Genomic DNA, 20,750 nt, shown 5'->3' with positions numbered 1-20,750 from the left:
TAAAGTATAACACAAATAAAAAAAGGAAGCAATACATTCTCATCATTTTTCGTATAAGGCGATAATAGATAATAAAAAGTACCATCAATTAAGCCTATAGTACGATATTGATTTTTCCATGCACGTTTGAAATTTAATAGATTTAACTGTGAAAGAACTGTATCTCATTTCATCGTTTCTATATGATGTTTCACTTCTTCTATTCAGTTATTTTATCGTTGAATACATCTAGTGCTAGCTAAAAATAACACGTATAAAAACGATCATGTTTATATTTTCATTATAAACATGACCGTTTTTTTGGCGAGTAGAGACTAAGTTATGTTCTAAGCACCTTTACTATTCCTTCCCGTAGCATGTGTCACCATCACAGTATGTCGTCGCACATACGGGAGCGTTTTTATCTAGTTTTACTTTTTCGGCATTTTCTTCATCCCATATTTGTTGTAGGATTTTGAGGAACACTTCTTCACTTTGTGCTCCTGCCACTGCATGAACTTCATTAAAGACGAAGAATGGAACACCTTCCACCCCCATCTCTTCCGCTACTAACTGGTCTTCTTTTACTGCATTCGTATATTTACGGCAACTCAGTAAACGAACAACTTGTTCATTTTCAATTGCAGATGCTTCTGCAATATTGATTAACACTTCTTCCAAACCAATATTTTCTAATTGAGAAAAATATGTTTCAAATAATTGTTCTACTACTTTGGAATCCTTCCCATATGTTTCTGCTAACTTCACAAGTCGATGTGCTTCAAAAGTATTCGTATGTTTTATTTTATCCAAATGGATTTGCACATCATACTTGCTGCCCATTTCAGCAATAGCAGCCATTTTTGATAATGTTCTCTCTTTTGGAAGTTGGAATTTATCCATTAACAATTCAATTACTGTTCTTTCGTTATGTACATCCGCATTTGGGTCTAATTGAAAACATTTATATTGAATCGTCACATATTCCCTATGCTCAAAGTTCTCTAACGCTCGTCGAAAGGCCTTTTGTCCAATATAACAATATGGACAAACAAAGTCAGACCATATTTCTACTTTCACTTTCCCACCTCATCAAACAAACAAAACGGTTAACAAATTAATCTAATAATGATTTTCCATTTATCTTCATTCGTTTTGTATTTTTTAATTCCTCAATGGTTGATACACCAATCCCAAACATTGTCATTTTTAATTCGAATTCGATTTGATCCATTACCTCTAACACTTGTTCCACAGATTGTGTTGCTGCTTTTAATAAAGCGCGAGCATATCCAATTACATCGGCACCGATTGCAATTGCTTTTGCTGCATCTACCCCTGTTTTCATCCCACCACTTGAAACAATTGGTGTTTCCGGTAAATGGGACCTAACAGAAACGATACAATCCTTTGTCGGAATTCCCCAATCATTGAACGCTTCCGCTGCACGCTTACGTAAATCATCTTCTGTTCTTAGTTTTTCAACTTGACTCCATGACGTTCCACCTGCACCAGCAACATCAATATATGAAATACCTACATCATATAACTTTTTCGCAACCGTTCCATCAATACCGAAACCAACTTCTTTTACACCTACTGGAACAGATATGTTTTTACATACTTCTTCAATTTTCGGTAATAAATGTTCAAAGTTTAAATCGCCACCATCTTGCACGACTTCTTGTAAACTATTTAAATGAAGAACAAGGGAGTCCGCTTCTGTTCTTTCTACAATTCTTTCACAATGATCTACACCGTACCCATAATTAAATTGCACTGCACCTAAATTGGCAATAAGTGGCACTGTTGTCGCATACTTACGAATTAAAAAAGAAGTTTCATGTGCATCACTTTCTAATAATGCACGTGTGGAACCGAGGCCGATTGCCCATCCTTTTTCTTCACTAGCTAACGCTAAATTTATATTAATTTTCGAAGCTAATTCCGAACCACCTGTCATAGAACTTACTAAGAACGGGGCTTTTAACGTTTTACCGATAAATGATGTCGAAAGATCAATATCATGAAAATTAATTTCTGGAAGTGCATTATGGATGAAAGAAATTCCTTCCAAACCTGTCGTCTTATTTACACCTTCTACTGCATCCGTTAAACAGAGTCGAATATGTTCTGTTTTTCTTACATTAATATCTGCTTCCATGAATAACACCCTCATTCTGTTCATAATTAAACCATCTATATTTAGTGTACGTTTTTCACATTTAGATTGAAAGAAATATGATTGTACAACTCCTTACATGATCCTTTTTTCAACTAATCATGCAAACGATGCCTTCTTTTATCAACAATCTTCCTTATGATTCTTTCTCAATCTCGTTTTGATCATCTTGGGACCATTCTTTAAAGCCACCTGCATATAGCTTCACATTTTTAAACCCAGCTTCTTTTAATGCGACAACATTGATACACGCAGAATTTCCTGTTCCGCAAGAAACAATATGTTCTTGTTTTTCTTTAACCGATGCAAATTGTCCTTGCAATGAGGTCGCTGATTTCCACCGACCATTTGCATCTACAACATTTTTTGCGGGAAAGTTTTGTGCGCCTTTAATATGGCCATCCTTCCCATATCCTGAAGGTGCTTCTCCACTATATTTTTCATAACTACGTGCATCTATATGTACCGACGTTTCATCTTCTAATTGTGCTTTTACTTCATCGATTTGAACGAGCATATCTTGTTGCAACTGAACATCGAATATCGTCTTGTCACGTTCGATTACTTCATCTGTCCATTCGTATCCTGCTTCTCCCCAAGCTTGTGCTCCACCATTTAAAATATAGACTTCATCGTGTCCTAAATAGGTGAACAATACATATGCTTTCGATGCTGCACGATGGTTTCCTTCATCATATAAAAGTATAGGTGTTTGGCGATGAATCCCTTTTTCTTCTAATGTCGCTTTTATTTGTTCTATTTCAGGAAAAAAGGAATCTTTTCCGCTTATATCTTCTTTGAAATCTAAGTATACAGCACCTGGAAGATGTTGATGTTTATACACTTCTTTTCCTGTTCCATATACTTCATCTTTGATACGTACATCTATTGGAATCATAGATTGCGTCATTATTTTTTCCCGTGCCTTTTCAACGGATAAAATAATTGTCATATTCATTCTCTCCTTGTTTTTTTATACAAAAAGCATTGTTTAGTATGGTCTTGTATGATGCCAACTGCTTGTAAAAAGGAATAACAAATCACAGGGCCAACAAAAGAAAAGCCACGTTTTTTCAAATCTTTACTTAATTTAGTGGATAGGGTGGAAGAGGCTGGTACTTCTGAGGAATCTTCCCAATCATTTACGATACATTTTTCCCCAACAAAGGACCAAATATATTGATGGAAGGAACCAAACTCCTCTTGGATATGTAAAATTGCTTGAGCATTTTGAATGGTTGCACGAATTTTTCGTTCATTTCGGATGATCCCCTCATTTTCGAGCAACTTTTCCACCTCTTCTTCCGTAAATGTTGCAACCGTTGCAATATCAAAATTCGCAAATGCTTTACGATAGTTTTCTCTCCGCTTTAAGATCGTAATCCAGCTAAGCCCTGCCTGTGCTCCTTCTAACGTAATCATCTCAAACAAATACGTATCATTAAAAAAACGATCTATATTACCCCACTCTTCATCATGGTAAACTTCATATAAAGGGTCCTTCGTTACCCATGCACATCGCTGTTTTTCCATTTATGATTCCTTCGTTTCTATATCATTTTCTTCATATGATATCCAATCACTAAAACTTCCAACATATAGTTTTACATCGTCAAATCCCGCTATTTGTAATGCAAGCACATTAGGACATGCTGAAATTCCTGAGCCACAAGAAGCGATAATGGTATCGTAATCCTTTAAGTTAGCAAAATGTGCCTGTAATGCCTCTTTCGACTTCCAATTACCTTCTTCGTCTAATATGTCAGCCCAAAAGTAATTTTTCGCCCCTGGAATATGTCCTGCTTTTCCATATAACGGTTCTATTTTACCAAGATAACGATTTTTCGCTCTTGAATCTAATAATACTTCTGTTTCCATATGACGATCGCGAACTTCTTCCATTGTGATAATTAGATCGTGTTGTACATCGGGGGTAAAATGACCTTCCTTTCGCTCTTTCGTTTCGGATGTTACAGGATAAGCCGCATGTTTCCATGCACGAAAACCACCTTGTAATACGTATGCATTTTCTATCCCGACATAACGTAGGACAAACCAAGCACGTGGTGCAAACATCTCATTTCCTTCATCATAGACAACAACCGTTGAATCATTGTTTATCCCCAGTTGGCGCAATTTTTGTGAAAACGTATCAACATCTGGTAATGGATGATTGCCGCCATGCGTGTGTACTTCTCCTGATAAATCTTTTTCTAAATGTACATATTGTGCACCGACAATATGTTCTTCTATATATGCCTCATACCCATCATCCGGTCTTTCTAAATTGGAACGCGCATCCAATATTACCACGTTTTCATCAAATAATTTATCTCTTAATGTTGCTACATCCATTAAATAACGCATTAAAAATCCCCTTCCCTTCTGTTCTCTACTCGTTTATTTCTTATTCTATCATATTATGTACACAAATTTTGCGCACATTTACACACTTATGATTGCATTCCGTTTTCATTATGTGAGAAAATACATAACGTAATGGAGGTAGAAAAAATGAAAAAATGGATTATGTTATGTATCTGTACATTATTATTACTTGGTGCTTGTAGTAATAATGAAGAAGCAACAAAACAAGAAAACACAAATGAAGCAACTGAAAACAATAACGAAACAACTACAAATGAATTAACGGAAGAAACGATCGTAAAAGGTGACGAAGGGGATGCCATCGCAACCATTCAACGGGCACTCATTGACATCGGTTATGACGCAGAGGAAACAAGCGTAATGGACAGTTATACTGTTTGGGCATTAACAGATATGCAATTACAATTGGAAGATATTGCTACGACTGGGATATACGAAAATGAAATGAAACAAGTCATAGAGGAACAATTAGATCATACAACCGTAGAACCAGCAGCAAAACTTGATCGCCCTGATTCCAATGACCGTCTTTCATTAGCCATTGACAATCCTTATGAAATATTAGCATTGGTGAATAAATCTAATGCACTACCAGAAGGTTTTGAACCTGAAGATTTAACGGTCCCAGATGTCCGTTTTCCTTTTGAGGAAGATGACCCGAAAAAACAGTTACGAAAAGTTGCTGCCGATGCGTTAGAGCAACTATTTGAGGCGAGCGAAACAGAAGGATTAAACCTCTTTGCTCAATCAGGGTATCGGTCATATGACCGTCAAGTAGCTGTATTTGCGGCGAATGTTGAAAAACACGGCGAAGAACATGCAAATACATATAGTGCACGTCCTGGCGAAAGTGAACATCAAACAGGTTTAGTAATGGATGTGACGACAGATAAAGTTGGCTTCGATTTAATCGTTGAATTCGGTGAAACGGATGAAGGGAAATGGTTGAAAGACCATGCACATGAATATGGCTTTATTATTCGCTATCCTGAAGGAAAAGAAGATATTACAAAATATCAGTATGAACCATGGCATTTACGTTTTGTCGGGGAACAAGCCGCAACCGAAATATATGAAAAAGAAATAACATTAGAAGAATATTTAGAAGCGAAACAATAGAAAAATAGCTTAGGAAAACGATATAATGTCTTCCTAAGCTATTTTGATTATGTAAGGTCAATTCATAGATTAAAATGGTTTTGTAATCATGAGCAAAATAATAATAAGGAAAATAATATTGGTCATTCGCTCATAAAAAAATAGTTCCTTTGCTAGCCCCTCATACGTATCTGGAATTTCCTGAATACGGTCATCCGCTAACATTTCCTTAATCGGTTTTGCGCGTGGTGATAAAACAAGTGGTCCTGCAACTAATGCGACTAAAAATAAAACTAGACTAATAAGAAACCAATATTGTGTAAATAAATCCGGATGGATGATGCCCATCCCTAACCCCGTTACTAACAACAATGTTCCACCAACCATGACAAAATGGTGAATTCTATTTCGAATATGATAAGCATGTCTTAATTGCGTCATATCTTTTGCATTGGTCACAATATAGATCATTACAAATCCAGGTCCTAATCCTAATATTGCAGCGAAAACATGTATGATAACGAGCAAATCGTATAAACTCATAAAAAAGTACCTCCATCGTTGTGCATTAAGTTTACTACTTAATGTGTATGAATTCAACAAATGAAGGTATGCATATATATCTTTTTTTTAAAAGTTTTCCCCGATATATTTATCTAAAATTTGATCGATTTGTTCGCCGTACATTTCTCCAAATAAGTTTAAATGAGCCATCAGATAATATAATTGATAAAGTGGTTTAATGTCTTCATATTCTTTTCTTAATGGATAGTTTTCATGATAAGCTTCATAAAATTTACTTGGAAATCCACCAAACAATTCTGTATAGGCAAGTTCAAAATGACGGTCCCCATATAAAAACGATGGATCGACAATATATGGTTCTCCCCCAGGGCCTACAATCCAATTACCTGAATATAAATCCCCGTGTAAATGAGATGGTTCCACAAAACTTGGAATCCATTTATCTAGTTTTTCTAGTAACTTTTCTAGTTGTTTACGACGTTTTCCTTCTATATTACCAGTTTCAATCCCTTGTTCTAATTGGGAACCTAATCGTTTATCCCGGTAATATTCTAACCAGTTTGCATTCAATTCATTTGGTTGTGGCAATAATCCGATATACGTGTCAGAATCAAATCCATGCAAACGACCATATGACTTATGGAGATCTGCTAGTTTTCTCCCTAATGTTTCTTCTGTTTTATCTGTTTTCTTTCCTTCAATCCATTCTAATAATAAAAATCCTTTTCCAGGCTGGTCTGAATACGATAAAAAGCTCGGCACAGAAATCGTGTTCGTCTCTTTTAATAGACGTAACCCTGTCGCCTCACTTTTAAAGAAAAATTTCGGTGCATTCGCGTGGAATTTCATGAAAAATTCCGCATCAATTGTCTGTACATAATATGCTTCGTTGATGGAACCACCTTTAATTTTCTTAATCGTTTGAACTTCCGAGTAATCTCGGCCATTTTCTAATGCTATTCGAACTAATTTTTCCATTTCATTATTTTTCATTTATCTGTACCCACAATCTCATTGGATTTTGTTGGCCTTCTTCTAATGGCATATGTAGCATCCCGATTTTATGAGATTCATTCGCTTTGGTGAAAACTTGATACATTGCCTTAGAAGCTCCTAAGCCTATATTCGTTGCATAATCTACAGATTGACTATCATAAATATCTGTCATTCCAACGAAATATATTGATGTTAAGCACATGGGACAAGGCTGTCCGCTCGCATACATCGTTACCATTTAACATGTTATTTGTTTGTCATGTTTTCTGTTTTTCTGTGTAAGGTAAATCACCTTTAACTCCGCATGACTACTTACGTCAAATGTACAGTGTCATCCATTGACACCTTCTGCGATGATGTTCCCTTCTTACACAAGGTCTACACCAAATGAACTTCCACCTTGCGCTACATTTTCTACTACTAGTTGTACCGCATGCTCCATAAATCCATCTCTATCCCTTCAAAAGTGTTTACCTACTTTCATCTTATAACAAAATCCAATCCGTTTCCATCCAAATATTATATAAGATTTATATATCACAATGTATTAATTATTCAAATGACAAAGCCATATCTCCTTCTTTAATCCAACCAATTTTTCGTAGATACATCGTACAAAGCACACTAATAATGATCGGAGCAATAATATGAAGCAACAGAACTTGAATGAACACCGTCCATGTAAAGCCCATCGTCTCAAATGCCATCATTTGTCCAACTAAACCACTCGTTCCCATTCCTGCTCCTGCTGTATTGTTTTCCATCATAAAAATAGCTGTCCCTATCGGTGCGAGAATCACTCCGGCAACAGTCGGTGGGATTAATATTGCTGGGTTTCGAATGATATTTGCAACTTGTAACATCGATGTTCCAATCCCTTGTGCAAGGAACCCACCAATCCCGTTTTCACGATAGCTAGCGGCAGCAAAACCGACCATTTGTGCAGAACAACCGATGACAGCTGCTCCTGCTGCTAAACCATCTAAAGATAACATAAATGCAATCGCAACACTTGAAATCGGTGCCGTCAATGCCCATCCCATTAAAACAGCTACGATGATCCCCATAATGAATGGCCTTTGTGTAGTAGACCAATTAATCATTTCTCCTAACCAAAGCATTCCTTGTTGAATCGGGATTCCGACGAACTTTCCTGTTATATACCCAATAAAAATCGTCGTAAAAGGCGTTACAATAATATCGACACGAGTAGTTTGATAGACTAATTTCCCTATCTCAGTCGCTATTAATGCTGCAACATAGCTTCCAGCTGGTCCACCTAACTCTGCCCCAAACGCTCCTGCAAATAGCGCAGAAAACAATACTAATGGTGGTGCTTGTAAGCCATATGCAATGGCAACACCAATCGCTCCTCCCATTATTTTGTTATCCATCGCAAATGTACCCATTTCTATGAACATCGGGCCAATATTGGCGATATTATATAATGCTAATTGCTCTCCTATTGTTTTCATTATAAGTCCAATAATAAGGGAGGAGAACAATCCTAATGCCATATAACTTAAAGCTGTTATAAAATAGTCGTTCGGTGATAATGTGACACCTTTTTTCTTTACGTAATTTTTCATTGTACACACCTCTTTACAGTTGTCTTGTCACTATTATTATGACCTATAAATGAAAACATTTCTAATAGAAACCCTTATTAAAACAACATTTGCTATTTGAAGCCCTTTCCTATATAATTTGTGACGGAAACTTCGGTTTATTCAATGATTAGGAGGAGTTTTAAGTGAAAGAATTACAACCATCCGCAATTGCGAAGATTATTCGTGAACGCCGTTCGATTAAGAAAGGATACAATGATAAAAAGGTTGAAGAAGCTACTGTTCGTGCCTTATTAGACCAATCTATTTGGGCACCAACACATGGCTTACGTGAACCTTGGCGCTTTATTTTTATCGATAAAGAAATGTTACCAACTTTTGCGAAAAAAGTTAGTTTAACTTATGAAGAAGATATGCAAGAAAATCGTGAAAACTATTTAAATGAACCAAATGCTATTTTAGTAGCGATCATGCAAGAACCAGAAAAACAGAAGCAATGGGATGAAAACTTTGGCGCTATAGCTAGCTTCATTCATAATTTCTCCTTACTAGCTTGGGAACAAGACTTAGGAGTTTGTTGGAAAACGAACCCTCATATATACGATCCGAAAGTAAAAGAGATTTTAGATGTAGCAGACACAGAGAAAATTGTCGGTTTCATCCATTTAGGATATTTTGATGATACACCAGAAGTAAAGCCCCGTACTAACATCGATGAAAAATTAACCATTTATAAAGGATAAGATCAAACATAAAGTTGGATATGTATACTTGATAGGGCAGTAACACGAAGTATTCGATTCTCATAGATTACTTAAAGATGTTACCCATATTTCCTGTAAAGTATCACAAAATCCAACTTTTTTACTCTGATCTTTCATAACGCAAACTTATTTGTTTCTTTAGTAAATTCATTCAGTATACGTAATCTGTTTAAATTTTTGAAATATTTCATTTTTATGGTTGACAAACGTTTTAATATTTATTATGATTGTAATCAAATCTTATACATATGCAAGGAGAAAGAAGAGTAATCTATGGTAGACACTTTAGAGAGCTAGTGGTTTGGTGAGAACTAGTGTGACACATAGATGAATGGACTTTCTGGCATTTAAACCGAACGAATCATTACTTCAGTAGGCTTTAACGATTTAGTCTCCCGTTATATGAGACGAATAGATATATATCTATTCACCAAAGTGAGCAAATATTATTGCTAATAAAGGTGGCACCGCGATCCTCGTCCTTTTTTATGGATGGAGGTGTTTTTTATTTTATGCTACCTTTCTATAGAACAACTTCATATGTATGTACAAATCGCAAAGTAAGAGGAGTACATTTTTAAGAAACATCAAAGAGAGCTAGGGATGGTGGGATCCTAGTATGTGGATAAAAGTGGAATGGGCTTACGAGAGAATCTTTGAACGACTGCTTTTTTAGTAGGAGATTCCGTTCTTCCGACGTTATACGGATAGAATATCGAATACAAACAATGTATTCCGTATTTGAAAACGAGATAAAGGGAAATTTATACCCCTTTAACATGAGGTGGCACCACGGTCTATCATCGTCCTCTACAAACATATATATGTTTGTAGAGGACTTTTTTATTTTAGGAGGAAATAAGAAATGATTAAACAACAAAACACATATACATCTTCAAAGATAAATGCTGATACATTAACACCTGTAGGAATATTTAAACGATTAGAAGGTACGAAAAAGTTTTTATTAGAAAGTTCCTTCCAACACGAAACGAAGGGGAAGTTCTCTTATGTTGGTGCAAATCCTTACGAGGAAATAATCGGTTACGGTACGACAACGACGGTACACAACTTAGAAACAAACGAAACGTCCACATATGAGATGCACGTTTTACAATATTTTAAAGAACATTTCCCAAAAATAGAGGCAGACTTACCGCTACCTTTCTCGGGTGGAGCTATCGGTTATATCGGTTATGATGCTATACGTCCTTTCACAAACATCGGTGCCGAAAAGGAAGATGATTTAGAAATGCCTGATTATCACTTCATGGTATATGACACGATTATCGCTTATGAACATCGGACAGAAGCTGCTCATATTATCAAGTTACATACGAACGAAAAAACAGAAGCAGAAATCGATCGTCATATTCAAAACATCGAAGGTCAATTAAAAAAGGAAATGACGATTGAAGATCCAACGATTGCACCATTCGAATTTACATCAACGGTTGAAAAAGATGTATTCATCGACAGAGTAAATAAAGCAAAACAGTATATCGAAAAAGGGGAATGTGAACAAATTGTTTTATCACAGCGAATGGTTGCAACGATCACAGACGACCCATTTTCAATTTACCGAAAATTACGGACGGCGAATCCTTCCCCTTACATGTTCTACATTGATTTTACAGATTATCTCATTATCGGTGCATCACCGGAAAGTCTCGTTCAAACTACAGGAAGAACGGTCGTGACAAATCCGATAGCAGGAACGAAGCCAAGGGGAAAAAATGAAGTAGAAGATGCAATGATCGCATATGAATTATTACAAGATCCAAAAGAAGTTGCCGAACACGATATGCTCGTCCAACTAAGTAAAAGAGATTTACATCCTATTTGTAAACAAGGAAGCATCCAAGTTCCGGTATATAAAGATATCGTAAAGTATGAACATGTCATGCATATCGTCTCCGAAACACACGGAACATTAAAAGATCATTTAACGAGTTTTGATGCATTGGTCGCTTGTTTACCTGCTGGAACGGTATCAGGTTCTCCAAAAATTAGGGCCATGCAAATTATTAATGAATTAGAGGATGAACGCCGCGGATTTTACGCTGGTGGAATTGGCTACATTACGTTTAATCACGACATAAATATTGCGATTGCAATCCGTTCGTTCATCATCAAAGATGAAAAAGCATATGTGCAAGCTGGAGCAGGAATCGTCCAAGATTCAATCGCTGAAAATGAATATATGGAAACGTTGCATAAGGCAAAGTCATTAACAAATTTAAAAAATTAGGGGGAATTTTCTCATGAGAGATTATCTTGAAAAATTAATGCAAGCGAATGATTTAACGATGGATGAAATAGGTCATGTGACGAATTTATGTTTAACAGAAGAGATCCCAGATTCACAAATAGCTGCATTTTTAACAGCACTTCGTATAAAAGGGGAAACACCAGAAGAAATCGCTGGAATCGCTCAAGTCATTCGAGAACAATCTGTCATGAGTGATATCCAACTAGCAAATGTGATGGATAACTGCGGTACAGGTGGAGATCGGTCGAACAGCTTCAATATTAGTACGACATCTGCATTCGTATTAGCAGGTGCCGGTATCCCTGTTGCAAAACATGGCAATCGAAGTGTATCAAGTACAACTGGAAGTGCAGACGTGTTAGAACAACTCGGCGTATCTTTAACGATGACGAAAGAACAAATCGAAACAACCTTAAAGGAAAACAATATCGTCTTTTTATTTGCACCACATGTCCATGCAAAATTAAAACCATTTATGCAAGTGAGACAACAACTAGGATTGCCAACAATTTTTAACTTAATTGGTCCTTTAACTAATCCGATAGAATTAGATGCACAATTAATTGGTGTATATGATCGTACAAAATTAACGACCATTGCGAAAGCATTAAGAACATTAGGTAGAAAACGTGCGCTCGTCCTGAATGGTGCAGGAAATATGGATGAAGGATCACTCGCAGGGGATAACCATCTTGTGCTACTAGAGGACGGAAAGATCCAATCATTTACAGTACATCCAAATGATGTCGGTTTACCTGTTTACGATAACGAAGCTATTCGTGGCGGCGATGCAAAACAAAATGCGGAAATTTTACGAAGTGTTTTAAACAATGAACCGAGTGCGTATTTAGATACTGTTTTATTTAATGCAGCATTAGGCTTATTTGCAAACGGAAAGGCAAGTACCATTATAGAAGGAATAGATATTGCCAAAGAAAGTATTCAATCCGGAAAAGCACTTCACGCATTACATTATTTAATCCGTGTAAGTAACAATGAAGCTCATTCTATAATTTCTTAAAAAGGTGATAATGATGACAATTTTAACGAAAATTTTACAAGAAAAGGCAAAAGAAGTGCAACAGATACATCGCGAAACTTTCCCAACAAATGAGTATAAAAAAGTACCAACTTTTTACGAAACGATTCGAGCAAATCATCAAATGGGGATCATTGCAGAAATCAAACGTGCTTCCCCGTCTAAAGGAATGATCAATGAACATGTCGATCCTGTTCAACAAGCAAAATTATATGAACAGCATGGGGCTAGCGCTATTTCTGTACTGACTGATACCCCCTTTTTCAAAGGAACGATGGAAGATTTACAAAATGTACGTGCAGCAGTACATATTCCAATTCTTTGTAAAGATTTTATCATCGACGAAATTCAAATTGACCGTGCAAAAGCATATGGAGCAAATATTATTTTACTCATCGCGGCAGCACTCGATGATGCACATTTAAGGCGTTTATACGATTACGCAATAAGTTTAGATTTGGAAGTACTTTGTGAAGTTCATAATGAAGAAGAAATGGAACGCGTCTTACAACTTAACCCGAAATTAGTCGGTGTGAATAATCGCGATTTAAAAACATTCCATGTCGACCTACAAACGACTAATCGTTTGGCAAAAATGGTACGTCATAATGAGATTATTTTTATTAGTGAAAGTGGTATTGAAACAGAGGATGATGTCGCCATAGTAAAGGATGCTGGAGCAGAAGCCATCTTAGTCGGCGAAACACTCATGCGTGCAACAAATGTTGCCGATAAAATGGAGGAATTCCAATTACCATTTGAAGAAAAGAAGGGTGTTAAATGAACGTAAAAATATGTGGCATCACATCGATAGAAATGGCAAAAGTTGTGGAAGAAAACGGGGCAAATTTTATCGGATTTGTATTTGCACCGAGCAAAAGACAAGTATCGACAGAAAAAGCAGCAGAAATTGCCAACACATTAGGAAAAACGATCAAAAAAGTCGGTGTGTTCGTGAATGAAACGAAAGAAAATATTTGTCATATCGCAGAACAGGTTGGCTTAGATTATATTCAGCTACACGGAGATGAGAGTGCGGCATTTGCAACCTCCCTACCATATCCAGTTATAAAAGCATTCTCAAGTGAAAAAGTGACGAATGAATTAATGAACCATTATCCAGCTGACTATATTTTAATCGATAGTCCACCAAAGGAATTTCGAGGTGGGTCTGGTGTCACATTTGATTGGACGACACTCAATCAATTCGATATAGATAGAAACAAACTCATTTTAGCTGGTGGTTTAACGTCCAAAAATGTCGCACAAGCACGAACACAAGTACAACCATATGCTGTCGATGTGTCAAGTGGTGTCGAAACGAACGGAATAAAGGATGCAAAAAAAATTGAACAATTTATTACTTTAGCGAAAAAGGATGGATCACAATGACAACATACTCAATGCCAACTAAAGAAGGAAAATACGGTACATTCGGCGGACGGTTCGTTCCTGAATTATTAATGCCTGCATTATTAGAATTAGAAGCAGCATATGAAGATGCCATAAAGGATGACCATTTTATGGAGGAGTTTCATGCTTATTTAAAAGACTATGTCGGTCGTGAAACACCGCTATATGAAGCAATCAACTTCGCCAAAGCAATCGGTGATGTACGCGTCTTTTTAAAACGAGAAGATTTAAACCATACAGGTGCACATAAAATTAATAACTCCCTTGGGCAAGCATTACTTGCAAAACGAATGGGCAAGAAAAAAATTGTAGCCGAAACTGGTGCTGGTCAACACGGTGTTGCAACCGCAACTGTTTGTGCATTACTTGATTTAGAATGTATCGTTTTTATGGGTGCAAAAGATATTAAACGTCAAGCATTGAATGTTTTCCGCATGGAATTGCTCGGTGCTAAGGTTGTCGGTGTAGAACAAGGAAGTAGTACATTAAAAGATGCAGTAAATGAAGCATTACGCTATTGGGTTGCGAATGTAGAGGATACACATTATATTTTAGGTTCTGTCGTTGGTCCACATCCATTTCCAAAAATTGTTCGTGATTTTCAATCGATCATTGGATTTGAAACGAAAAACCAAATAACGGAACAAATCGGACAGATGCCTAATCATGTCATCGCCGCTGTCGGTGGTGGAAGTAATGCGATGGGGATGTTTTATCCATTCATCGATGAAACAAATGTCCAGATGTACGGAGTGGAAGCGGGTGGATTAGGTGTTACACAAGGAAAACATGCCGCCACCTTATCTGTTGGAGAAACGGGTATTTTACACGGTACAATGACAAAACTACTACAAGACAGTAACGGACAAATTCAAGAAGCTTTTTCTATATCGGCTGGATTAGATTATCCAGGTGTCGGTCCGGAACATAGTCATCTAAAAGAAACGAACCGTGTAACATACGATGCTATTAATGATGATGAAGCATTAGAAGCTTTTCAACTATTATCCAAAACAGAAGGTATCATCCCTGCTTTAGAAAGTGCTCATGCTGTTGCATATGCAAAAAAATTAGCTAAACAAGTACATCCAGGAGACATTATCGTCATTTGCCTATCAGGTCGTGGAGATAAAGATGTACAACAAGTGAAAGATAGATTGGAGTCGAAATAAATGGGCAAAGCAAAAATAGATCATTATTTCCAAGAAATTCAACAACGTAATGAAAATTTATTCGTACCATATATCGTTGCCGGAGACGGTGGATTAGAAACATTAAATGATCGGATTCAATTTTTAGAAGAAAGTGGGGCTGCTGCCATTGAGCTTGGGATCCCATTTTCAGACCCTGTTGCGGATGGTCCTACGATTCAGGAAGCGAGCATTCGTGCATTAGAGCATGGTACAAATTTGCGGAAAGTACTAGATACCATTGCACCTAAAAAAGACATGCGTCAAGTACCTATTATATTAATGACCTACATTAATCCGATTTTCGCTTATGGTGTGGAACAATTTGCTGCAGATTGTAAACAGGTTGGGGTCGATGGAATCATCGTTCCTGACATCCCAATGGAAGAAGAGGAATTAATTGCCCCAAGTCTTGCGGCAAATGATATTGCCTATATTCGTCTAGCCGCATTGACAAGTACAGAAGACCGTTTAAAGAAGATTGCAGCACAATCTGAAGGGTTTTTATATGCTGTTTCCGTTACGGGAACGACAGGGGAACGAGCGAATCATGATGCACGTGTAAGTGATTATTTACAAACATTAAAAGAATACAGCAATGTGCCAGTATTAGCCGGATTTGGTGTATCCAATGCAACACAAGCTAGGGAATTAAGTAGCCACGGGGATGGCGTCATTGTCGGAAGTAAAATCGTGCAACTTTTTCATGAAGAAAAAGCGACAGAAGTACGTACTTTAATCCAAGAAAGTTTACCAAAAAAACAACGATTGACGAATTAAATCTCTACATGCAATCGCCTCAGATACGCTTTTAATAGAAGCGTGTTTCTGAGGTGATTTATCTTTTTAACTTAAATATCGATGATACAATGTTTTCGCGTAATCTGTATCATTCGTGCCATGAATAAGTGCCCGGCCATCTTTAAAAAGGACGAGCCGTTCTTCTCCAATAGTACAGGATAATAAAAATGGATTTAACTCTATTTTTTCTGACACCTTTTCTAAACTACTCGCTGTTCGTTGTAAATTTCTTTCTTGTAAGATAGGTGGTCGAATTTGAACGGCGTTACGGCCACATAATACGGCTGATTTCGTCTGTTCATCAAATGTTAAAAATGGATAGGTTGCTCCCTCTCCACATGAAGGGCAATCATGCTTTTTCATTTTATCTACCTTCATCGAAACCGTCTCATTTTGCCACACATCAAATGAAATAAATGTTCCTCTTAATGCCGCTTCATTTCCCGTTAAAATTTTTAATGCTTCTGTCGTTTGGTGTATGACAACTTGGCTTGCTGCCGGTTGAATAATCCCAGCTGTATCACACGTTGGACCCCCAATCGGAATTTTCCCTAAAATACAATGCAAACAAGGTGTCTGCTGACGACGAATCGTATAGCTTACTCCATAACTTCCGACACACGAACCATAAATCCACGGAATATTATATTTCATTGCAATATCGTTCATCATCATGCGGATGTCAAAATTATCTGTTGCGTCTAAGATAAGATCGACTCCATCTACGAGCCATTCTAGCTCTACAGGAGTAACATCTAAAATGTGAGCAACAATCTCTACCTCTGAATTAATTGCTGTTAAACGTCTTTTAGCCGCGATTACTTTTGGCAGGCGTTCTGTTGCATCTTGTTCTGTAAATAAATGTTGTCTTTGCAAATTACTCCATTCAACATAATCACGGTCGACAATCGTTACTTTACCAACCCCGGCACGCACTAAACTTTCCGAACTTAATGTCCCTAACGTTCCTACTCCGATAATAAGGACGTGCTTTTTTTGTAATGTTTTTTGCCCTTTTTCTCCAATTGGTGCAAATAATGTTTGCCTCGAATAACGGTCCATTTTCTTCACACTTTCCTTTATGTAGTTTCTTACGTATCCCTTCTATATGAGAAAATCAACGATCCATATTTGTTCTTGCAGGTTAACATTACGTCATCTGTTATCCTAAAATTATAACATATTTAAAAAGAAGGAGGATGTATGAAAAAGAAACCACTTCATTTTGAAAACTACCTATAAACTTTTATCCTATGTTTCTATAACATTATCAAAAGAAAAGATGGCAAACATTGTATGAATCTACGATGTTTGCCATCTCCCTTTACTCCTATCATTAAGAAGATATCATTCTTTTATTTCTCGTAAATAGTTGTAAATAGTGTATCTTGATATATTCATTTTTTCCGCAATCGTTGGAATTCCTTTATGAATCGAGAATGCGCCTTTTTCATTTAAATATTTAATCATTTCTACACGATCATTCTTTCTCATGAAAGCAACAGGTTTACCAATATACTCCATCGCCTCTGAAAATAACTCTTCCAGTTTGTGTTCTAAATTTTCATCACTACTAACAGCTGCGATGTCCATACTATCTCCAACATTAATTAATTCGGAAACGATATTATGCACCATCAACATATTTGTATAATCATAATTAATACCTAATGCAAAGTGATACCCATCCCCTTTTGCATGAAATGTGGATCCTTTTATAAAATGATTGTTTTTCGCAATCCCTTTTTTATTTACTAAATCCACTCCTTTATATACATCCGCTAATTCCTTTTTTCCTAAAATAGTTAAGCTATCCCCCACTTCCCTTTCGGTTACATGTCCATTTGTAATATATACGATGGATGATGTTTCTTTTTCCATGTCATGTATAACGGTTTCACAATTACTCCCAAACATCATGGCAATTCCATCTGCAACCCTCTTTAATAAATCTAATGTTTCCTCTCGACCCACGCTTGTCCACCACCTATGTGTCCCATGTTGTCTAAATTTTCAATCAACGAATTAGAATTATTATACATAAATATTTATAAAAATTCAACAATATGTATAATTTTTACACAGTTTACTCAAATTACTCTTTTGTAGACGATAAAACAACCTTAAATCAACACATTCCATAAGATAGTAGTGAAAATAATAGAAAGGAGTGTTAAGTATGAGTTGCCAAAATGAATTCCCTTGTTGGCAAGAAAATCAACATACAAGACCTAGCACAAGTGGGGGTTGTGTAGAAGATACGGTTAGAAGAATTTTCGATGCGCAAAAAAAGGCGGCAGCAGACGATGCGAGCAGATGTATTACAAGCTGTGACCAATCCATTGAAGATTTACTTTCTCCTACACACACACACCGTCCTACTAGGTATACGACCATTCCATTTATGTTACAATGTAAAGATAACTGTAGCACGTTTGTCGCTTCTGGCTTTACTAGTAGGGATACTCGTGGGGACCGTGATCACCATTTTCGTTGTGTTAGTTCTCCAGTATTTAAAGTACGTGGCTTTGTACGTGGCAATGACCATTGCGTGCGCTTAGAACTACTTGAACCTATTTTTGAACAAGGACATGGACCAAGGAAAGACGATGATGGTTGTTCCAAACATTCTATTTGTGGCACTTTTGGAAATCGCTCGATTCGTAACTTCCGCTATACAGGTGTTTGTATTACAGTTGACCTACGCTGTTTCTGTGGGATTACTTGTTTAGATCCTATCACACCTGCACCTGCTCGATAATGTGAGCAAATAAACAGTCATGATGCAAAAATCCTTGTATGATACTAGTAACAAGTATAAAAAGGCGGTAGAAAAATGAGCACATTTGCAACGATTCATACGATGGAAGAAATCGATTCATTCATTACAGAAAATGAACTTGCATTTATTTATATTACAATGCCAAATTGCAGTGTTTGCCACGGACTGTTACCACAAATTGAAGTGATATTTAAGCAATTTCCTAACATTGCAACTAGACAAATCAATGCAGCAGAAGTACAAGAAATTGCCGGACGGTTCGAAATATTTACTGCACCTGTTTTACTGTTGTTCGTTGATGGAAAAGAATATCTTCGAGAAGCAAGGATTGTCCAAACAGCAAAACTTGAAACACAAGTGAAACGATTATACGAAAACTTTTATGGGAATTAATCGAAAAAGGACCGCAACTCTATGAACTACAAAAAGGGAATTTCAGTACCACTTACCGTACTGAAATTCCCTTTTCCTTGTATTTGTACCTGATGTCATTGCAAAACGAATAAGTAGTAGCTTTTAGCCCACACATCTTTACTCCTTTATATACGCTTCATTAATATATATTTCTAGGAATTTATTAATGTGTTGACGATTTTCCACCGTTAATTCACCAACATATTTTTTATCCAACGTATTTGTATCCAAAACAGCTATTTTTGCCGTGTCATCATTATACATAAAGGCTGGAATGAAGTATAAGAGCCCATTTATTTCCTCGATATAACTATCTTGTGCATCATCATACGATACCCCTTCATCAAAAATAAGTGTTGATATCCTCTCGCCATTTTCTACATTATATTTCATTAATGCCGCTTTACCATCTTTGTTTTGTAAGAAATAGAGGTCATTAGCATCCGCTTGTACAGGAACACCGCCTTTTACTTCCTTCTCTACCTGTATTTCCTTTTTCTTTTGTGATGCAACATCTATCTGCATAACTTTATTTAACTTCATCTTAATTGAACCATCGTCTGAGTAAATTTCACTTGAATCTACTAGATAGAGTGACCCTTTATCTTTATCTGCTTCTAATACAGTCGCATAGGCAAAACCTTCATCGTTCTCTAACGCATCAACCGTATAGATCGATGTCGTATTTTCTAATTTTTCATTTTCCATATCAAATGTATATATCACTACTTCTTCGGCATAATTCCCATATTCACTTGAAACAACGGCATCTTCTTTATGATTTACAGTCGTAACAAATATGTTGCCATCTTCATAATACACATTTCGTATATCTAAATACCAATAATCTAAAACATCTGGAATATCAACCGAAAGTTTTGTCACTTGTTTAGAATCCTTATCTAACAAATGTACGTCAAATTTTTCTGGAGCCATTTCCCAATTCATACTAGAGAACCCAACATATGCAACAATCTCATCTGACTCAAAAAAATAGGAATCATATTCATCCTTCCCGCGCATAAAAGATGGATATTTTTCATTTAATCGTTCCATCTGTTCTGAAGAGAATCCATCTAATCGTTCTAACCAAGGAAGATCCGCTTCATAAGTCGTACCATTTTTGTCATATTTAAAAGTTTCATCAAAAAAATAATCCCCCATATTGATGGACCCGAAAATGGCTAATGATTCTACTAAACTTGCATCACCTTCTATATGATGAAACTTTATTTGCGGAAAGCTTGCTGTCATTTCCTTGCCTGAAATAAAGAAAACGGTATATATCACCACAATCATCACTGCGACACTAATTAATTTCATATACTTTTTCATGATA

The 20,750-nt window shown here is 36.5% G+C and carries 22 protein-coding genes and 2 other annotated features; of the genes, 10 read left to right on the top strand and 12 right to left on the bottom strand.

Annotation, left to right across the window (positions count from 1 at the left end):
• Window positions 1-339: 339 nt before the first annotated feature.
• The 5 genes from WKT09_RS04005 to WKT09_RS03985 all read right to left on the bottom strand — a co-directional run bounded on the left by WKT09_RS04005 (window position 340) and on the right by WKT09_RS03985 (window position 4,528).
• A complete protein-coding gene (locus WKT09_RS04005; protein WP_340414812.1) occupies window positions 340-1,059 on the bottom strand; it encodes a DsbA family oxidoreductase in 720 nt (239 codons plus the stop codon).
• 37 nt (window positions 1,060-1,096) lie between these two features.
• On the bottom strand, window positions 1,097-2,143 hold the full coding sequence (fni, locus tag WKT09_RS04000; RefSeq protein WP_340414822.1) for a type 2 isopentenyl-diphosphate Delta-isomerase: 1,047 nt from the start codon (window positions 2,141-2,143) through the stop codon (window positions 1,097-1,099).
• 154 nt (window positions 2,144-2,297) lie between these two features.
• Window positions 2,298-3,113, bottom strand: coding sequence for a sulfurtransferase (locus WKT09_RS03995; protein WP_340414811.1), 816 nt, complete (start codon window positions 3,111-3,113; stop codon window positions 2,298-2,300).
• A 2-nt stretch (window positions 3,114-3,115) separates the two neighbouring features.
• Window positions 3,116-3,694, bottom strand: coding sequence for a DNA-3-methyladenine glycosylase I (locus WKT09_RS03990; protein ID WP_340414810.1), 579 nt, complete (start codon window positions 3,692-3,694; stop codon window positions 3,116-3,118).
• Window positions 3,695-4,528, bottom strand: coding sequence for a sulfurtransferase (locus WKT09_RS03985; protein ID WP_340414809.1), 834 nt, complete (start codon window positions 4,526-4,528; stop codon window positions 3,695-3,697).
• Between the two features lie 147 nt (window positions 4,529-4,675).
• On the opposite strand from WKT09_RS03985, the gene WKT09_RS03980 reads away from it, so the two are divergent.
• Window positions 4,676-5,668, top strand: coding sequence for a D-alanyl-D-alanine carboxypeptidase family protein (locus tag WKT09_RS03980; RefSeq protein WP_340414808.1), 993 nt, complete (start codon window positions 4,676-4,678; stop codon window positions 5,666-5,668).
• A 69-nt stretch (window positions 5,669-5,737) separates the two neighbouring features.
• Here WKT09_RS03980 and WKT09_RS03975 read toward each other — a convergent pair whose 3' ends face one another.
• The 4 genes from WKT09_RS03975 to WKT09_RS03960 all read right to left on the bottom strand — a co-directional run bounded on the left by WKT09_RS03975 (window position 5,738) and on the right by WKT09_RS03960 (window position 8,757).
• A complete protein-coding gene (locus WKT09_RS03975) occupies window positions 5,738-6,190 on the bottom strand; it encodes a DUF2269 family protein (RefSeq protein ID WP_340414807.1) in 453 nt (150 codons plus the stop codon).
• 87 nt (window positions 6,191-6,277) lie between these two features.
• Window positions 6,278-7,165 (bottom strand): fructosamine kinase family protein, encoded by an 888-nt coding sequence (locus tag WKT09_RS03970; protein WP_340414806.1) that lies wholly within the window; start codon window positions 7,163-7,165, stop codon window positions 6,278-6,280.
• On the bottom strand, window positions 7,155-7,370 hold the full coding sequence (locus tag WKT09_RS03965; protein WP_340414805.1) for a hypothetical protein: 216 nt from the start codon (window positions 7,368-7,370) through the stop codon (window positions 7,155-7,157). The genes WKT09_RS03970 and WKT09_RS03965 overlap by 11 nt, the downstream gene beginning before the upstream one ends.
• 349 nt (window positions 7,371-7,719) lie before the next feature.
• A complete protein-coding gene (locus tag WKT09_RS03960; RefSeq protein WP_340414804.1) occupies window positions 7,720-8,757 on the bottom strand; it encodes a PTS transporter subunit IIC in 1,038 nt (345 codons plus the stop codon).
• 164 nt (window positions 8,758-8,921) lie between these two features.
• Here WKT09_RS03960 and WKT09_RS03955 point away from each other — a divergent pair, with 164 nt between their 5' ends.
• The 7 genes from WKT09_RS03955 to trpA all read left to right on the top strand — a co-directional run bounded on the left by WKT09_RS03955 (window position 8,922) and on the right by trpA (window position 16,194).
• Window positions 8,922-9,479 carry a nitroreductase family protein gene (locus WKT09_RS03955; RefSeq protein WP_340414803.1) on the top strand — a complete coding sequence of 186 codons (558 nt, stop codon included), beginning with the start codon at window positions 8,922-8,924 and terminating at the stop codon, window positions 9,477-9,479.
• A 265-nt stretch (window positions 9,480-9,744) separates the two neighbouring features.
• Window positions 9,745-9,987 (top strand) — a binding site (T-box leader).
• Window positions 9,988-10,047: 60 nt separating this feature from the next.
• Window positions 10,048-10,314, top strand: a binding site (T-box leader).
• Between the two features lie 51 nt (window positions 10,315-10,365).
• Window positions 10,366-11,751, top strand: coding sequence for an anthranilate synthase component I (gene trpE / locus WKT09_RS03950; RefSeq protein ID WP_340414802.1), 1,386 nt, complete (start codon window positions 10,366-10,368; stop codon window positions 11,749-11,751).
• A gap of 13 nt (window positions 11,752-11,764) precedes the next feature.
• Window positions 11,765-12,793 (top strand): anthranilate phosphoribosyltransferase, encoded by a 1,029-nt coding sequence (gene trpD / locus WKT09_RS03945; RefSeq protein ID WP_340414801.1) that lies wholly within the window; start codon window positions 11,765-11,767, stop codon window positions 12,791-12,793.
• 13 nt (window positions 12,794-12,806) lie between these two features.
• The gene (gene trpC, locus WKT09_RS03940) at window positions 12,807-13,595 is read left to right on the top strand and encodes an indole-3-glycerol phosphate synthase TrpC (RefSeq protein WP_340414800.1); all 789 of its coding nucleotides are present in this window, start codon (window positions 12,807-12,809) and stop codon (window positions 13,593-13,595) included.
• Window positions 13,592-14,203: a phosphoribosylanthranilate isomerase gene (locus WKT09_RS03935; RefSeq protein ID WP_340414799.1), complete on the top strand. Its 612-nt coding sequence runs from the start codon at window positions 13,592-13,594 to the stop codon at window positions 14,201-14,203. Before trpC ends, WKT09_RS03935 begins: the two co-directional genes overlap by 4 nt.
• Window positions 14,200-15,396: a tryptophan synthase subunit beta gene (gene trpB / locus WKT09_RS03930; RefSeq protein ID WP_340414798.1), complete on the top strand. Its 1,197-nt coding sequence runs from the start codon at window positions 14,200-14,202 to the stop codon at window positions 15,394-15,396. Before WKT09_RS03935 ends, trpB begins: the two co-directional genes overlap by 4 nt.
• A complete protein-coding gene (gene trpA / locus WKT09_RS03925) occupies window positions 15,397-16,194 on the top strand; it encodes a tryptophan synthase subunit alpha (protein WP_340414797.1) in 798 nt (265 codons plus the stop codon). It abuts the gene before it with no gap.
• A 66-nt stretch (window positions 16,195-16,260) separates the two neighbouring features.
• Here the strand turns inward: trpA and WKT09_RS03920 are convergent, their stop codons facing one another.
• Both WKT09_RS03920 and WKT09_RS03915 read right to left on the bottom strand, forming a co-directional pair.
• Window positions 16,261-17,277 carry a MoeB/ThiF family adenylyltransferase gene (locus tag WKT09_RS03920; RefSeq protein WP_340414796.1) on the bottom strand — a complete coding sequence of 339 codons (1,017 nt, stop codon included), beginning with the start codon at window positions 17,275-17,277 and terminating at the stop codon, window positions 16,261-16,263.
• A 285-nt stretch (window positions 17,278-17,562) separates the two neighbouring features.
• Window positions 17,563-18,189 carry a helix-turn-helix transcriptional regulator gene (locus tag WKT09_RS03915; RefSeq protein ID WP_340414795.1) on the bottom strand — a complete coding sequence of 209 codons (627 nt, stop codon included), beginning with the start codon at window positions 18,187-18,189 and terminating at the stop codon, window positions 17,563-17,565.
• A gap of 205 nt (window positions 18,190-18,394) precedes the next feature.
• Here WKT09_RS03915 and WKT09_RS03910 point away from each other — a divergent pair, with 205 nt between their 5' ends.
• Both WKT09_RS03910 and WKT09_RS03905 read left to right on the top strand, forming a co-directional pair.
• Window positions 18,395-18,976, top strand: a complete 582-nt coding sequence (locus WKT09_RS03910) for a CotY/CotZ family spore coat protein (RefSeq protein WP_340414794.1) — start codon at window positions 18,395-18,397, stop codon at window positions 18,974-18,976.
• A 75-nt stretch (window positions 18,977-19,051) separates the two neighbouring features.
• Window positions 19,052-19,390, top strand: coding sequence for a thioredoxin family protein (locus WKT09_RS03905; RefSeq protein ID WP_340414793.1), 339 nt, complete (start codon window positions 19,052-19,054; stop codon window positions 19,388-19,390).
• 138 nt (window positions 19,391-19,528) lie between these two features.
• Here WKT09_RS03905 and WKT09_RS03900 read toward each other — a convergent pair whose 3' ends face one another.
• Entirely contained in the window at window positions 19,529-20,746 is a 1,218-nt protein-coding gene (locus WKT09_RS03900; protein WP_340414792.1) for a hypothetical protein, read from the bottom strand.
• Window positions 20,747-20,750 lie beyond the last annotated feature (4 nt).

The sequence above is a fragment of the Pseudogracilibacillus sp. ICA-222130 genome (assembly GCF_037892545.1).
Taxonomy (GTDB): domain Bacteria; phylum Bacillota; class Bacilli; order Bacillales; family Amphibacillaceae; genus Pseudogracilibacillus.
The sequence above is the reverse complement of the archived record's forward strand: the minus strand, read 5'-3'. Positions and strand labels throughout refer to the sequence as shown.

Bases quoted from the DNA above. Each gene is read 5' to 3' on its own strand.
- fni (WP_340414822.1), bottom strand. From the start codon at position 2,143: ATGGAAGCAGATATTAATGTAAGAAAAACAGAACATATTCGACTCTGT.
- WKT09_RS03990 (WP_340414810.1), bottom strand. From the start codon at position 3,694: ATGGAAAAACAGCGATGTGCATGGGTAACGAAGGACCCTTTATATGAA.
- WKT09_RS03995 (WP_340414811.1), bottom strand. From the start codon at position 3,113: ATGACAATTATTTTATCCGTTGAAAAGGCACGGGAAAAAATAATGACG.
- trpC (WP_340414800.1), top strand. From the start codon at position 12,807: ATGACAATTTTAACGAAAATTTTACAAGAAAAGGCAAAAGAAGTGCAA.
- trpB (WP_340414798.1), top strand. From the start codon at position 14,200: ATGACAACATACTCAATGCCAACTAAAGAAGGAAAATACGGTACATTC.
- WKT09_RS03965 (WP_340414805.1), bottom strand. From the start codon at position 7,370: ATGTGCTTAACATCAATATATTTCGTTGGAATGACAGATATTTATGAT.
- WKT09_RS03980 (WP_340414808.1), top strand. From the start codon at position 4,676: ATGAAAAAATGGATTATGTTATGTATCTGTACATTATTATTACTTGGT.
- WKT09_RS03920 (WP_340414796.1), bottom strand. From the start codon at position 17,277: ATGGACCGTTATTCGAGGCAAACATTATTTGCACCAATTGGAGAAAAA.
- WKT09_RS03960 (WP_340414804.1), bottom strand. From the start codon at position 8,757: ATGAAAAATTACGTAAAGAAAAAAGGTGTCACATTATCACCGAACGAC.
- WKT09_RS03985 (WP_340414809.1), bottom strand. From the start codon at position 4,528: ATGCGTTATTTAATGGATGTAGCAACATTAAGAGATAAATTATTTGAT.
- WKT09_RS03900 (WP_340414792.1), bottom strand. From the start codon at position 20,746: ATGAAAAAGTATATGAAATTAATTAGTGTCGCAGTGATGATTGTGGTG.
- WKT09_RS03935 (WP_340414799.1), top strand. From the start codon at position 13,592: ATGAACGTAAAAATATGTGGCATCACATCGATAGAAATGGCAAAAGTT.
- WKT09_RS03910 (WP_340414794.1), top strand. From the start codon at position 18,395: ATGAGTTGCCAAAATGAATTCCCTTGTTGGCAAGAAAATCAACATACA.
- trpE (WP_340414802.1), top strand. From the start codon at position 10,366: ATGATTAAACAACAAAACACATATACATCTTCAAAGATAAATGCTGAT.
- trpA (WP_340414797.1), top strand. From the start codon at position 15,397: ATGGGCAAAGCAAAAATAGATCATTATTTCCAAGAAATTCAACAACGT.
- WKT09_RS03975 (WP_340414807.1), bottom strand. From the start codon at position 6,190: ATGAGTTTATACGATTTGCTCGTTATCATACATGTTTTCGCTGCAATA.
- trpD (WP_340414801.1), top strand. From the start codon at position 11,765: ATGAGAGATTATCTTGAAAAATTAATGCAAGCGAATGATTTAACGATG.
- WKT09_RS03905 (WP_340414793.1), top strand. From the start codon at position 19,052: ATGAGCACATTTGCAACGATTCATACGATGGAAGAAATCGATTCATTC.
- WKT09_RS03970 (WP_340414806.1), bottom strand. From the start codon at position 7,165: ATGAAAAATAATGAAATGGAAAAATTAGTTCGAATAGCATTAGAAAAT.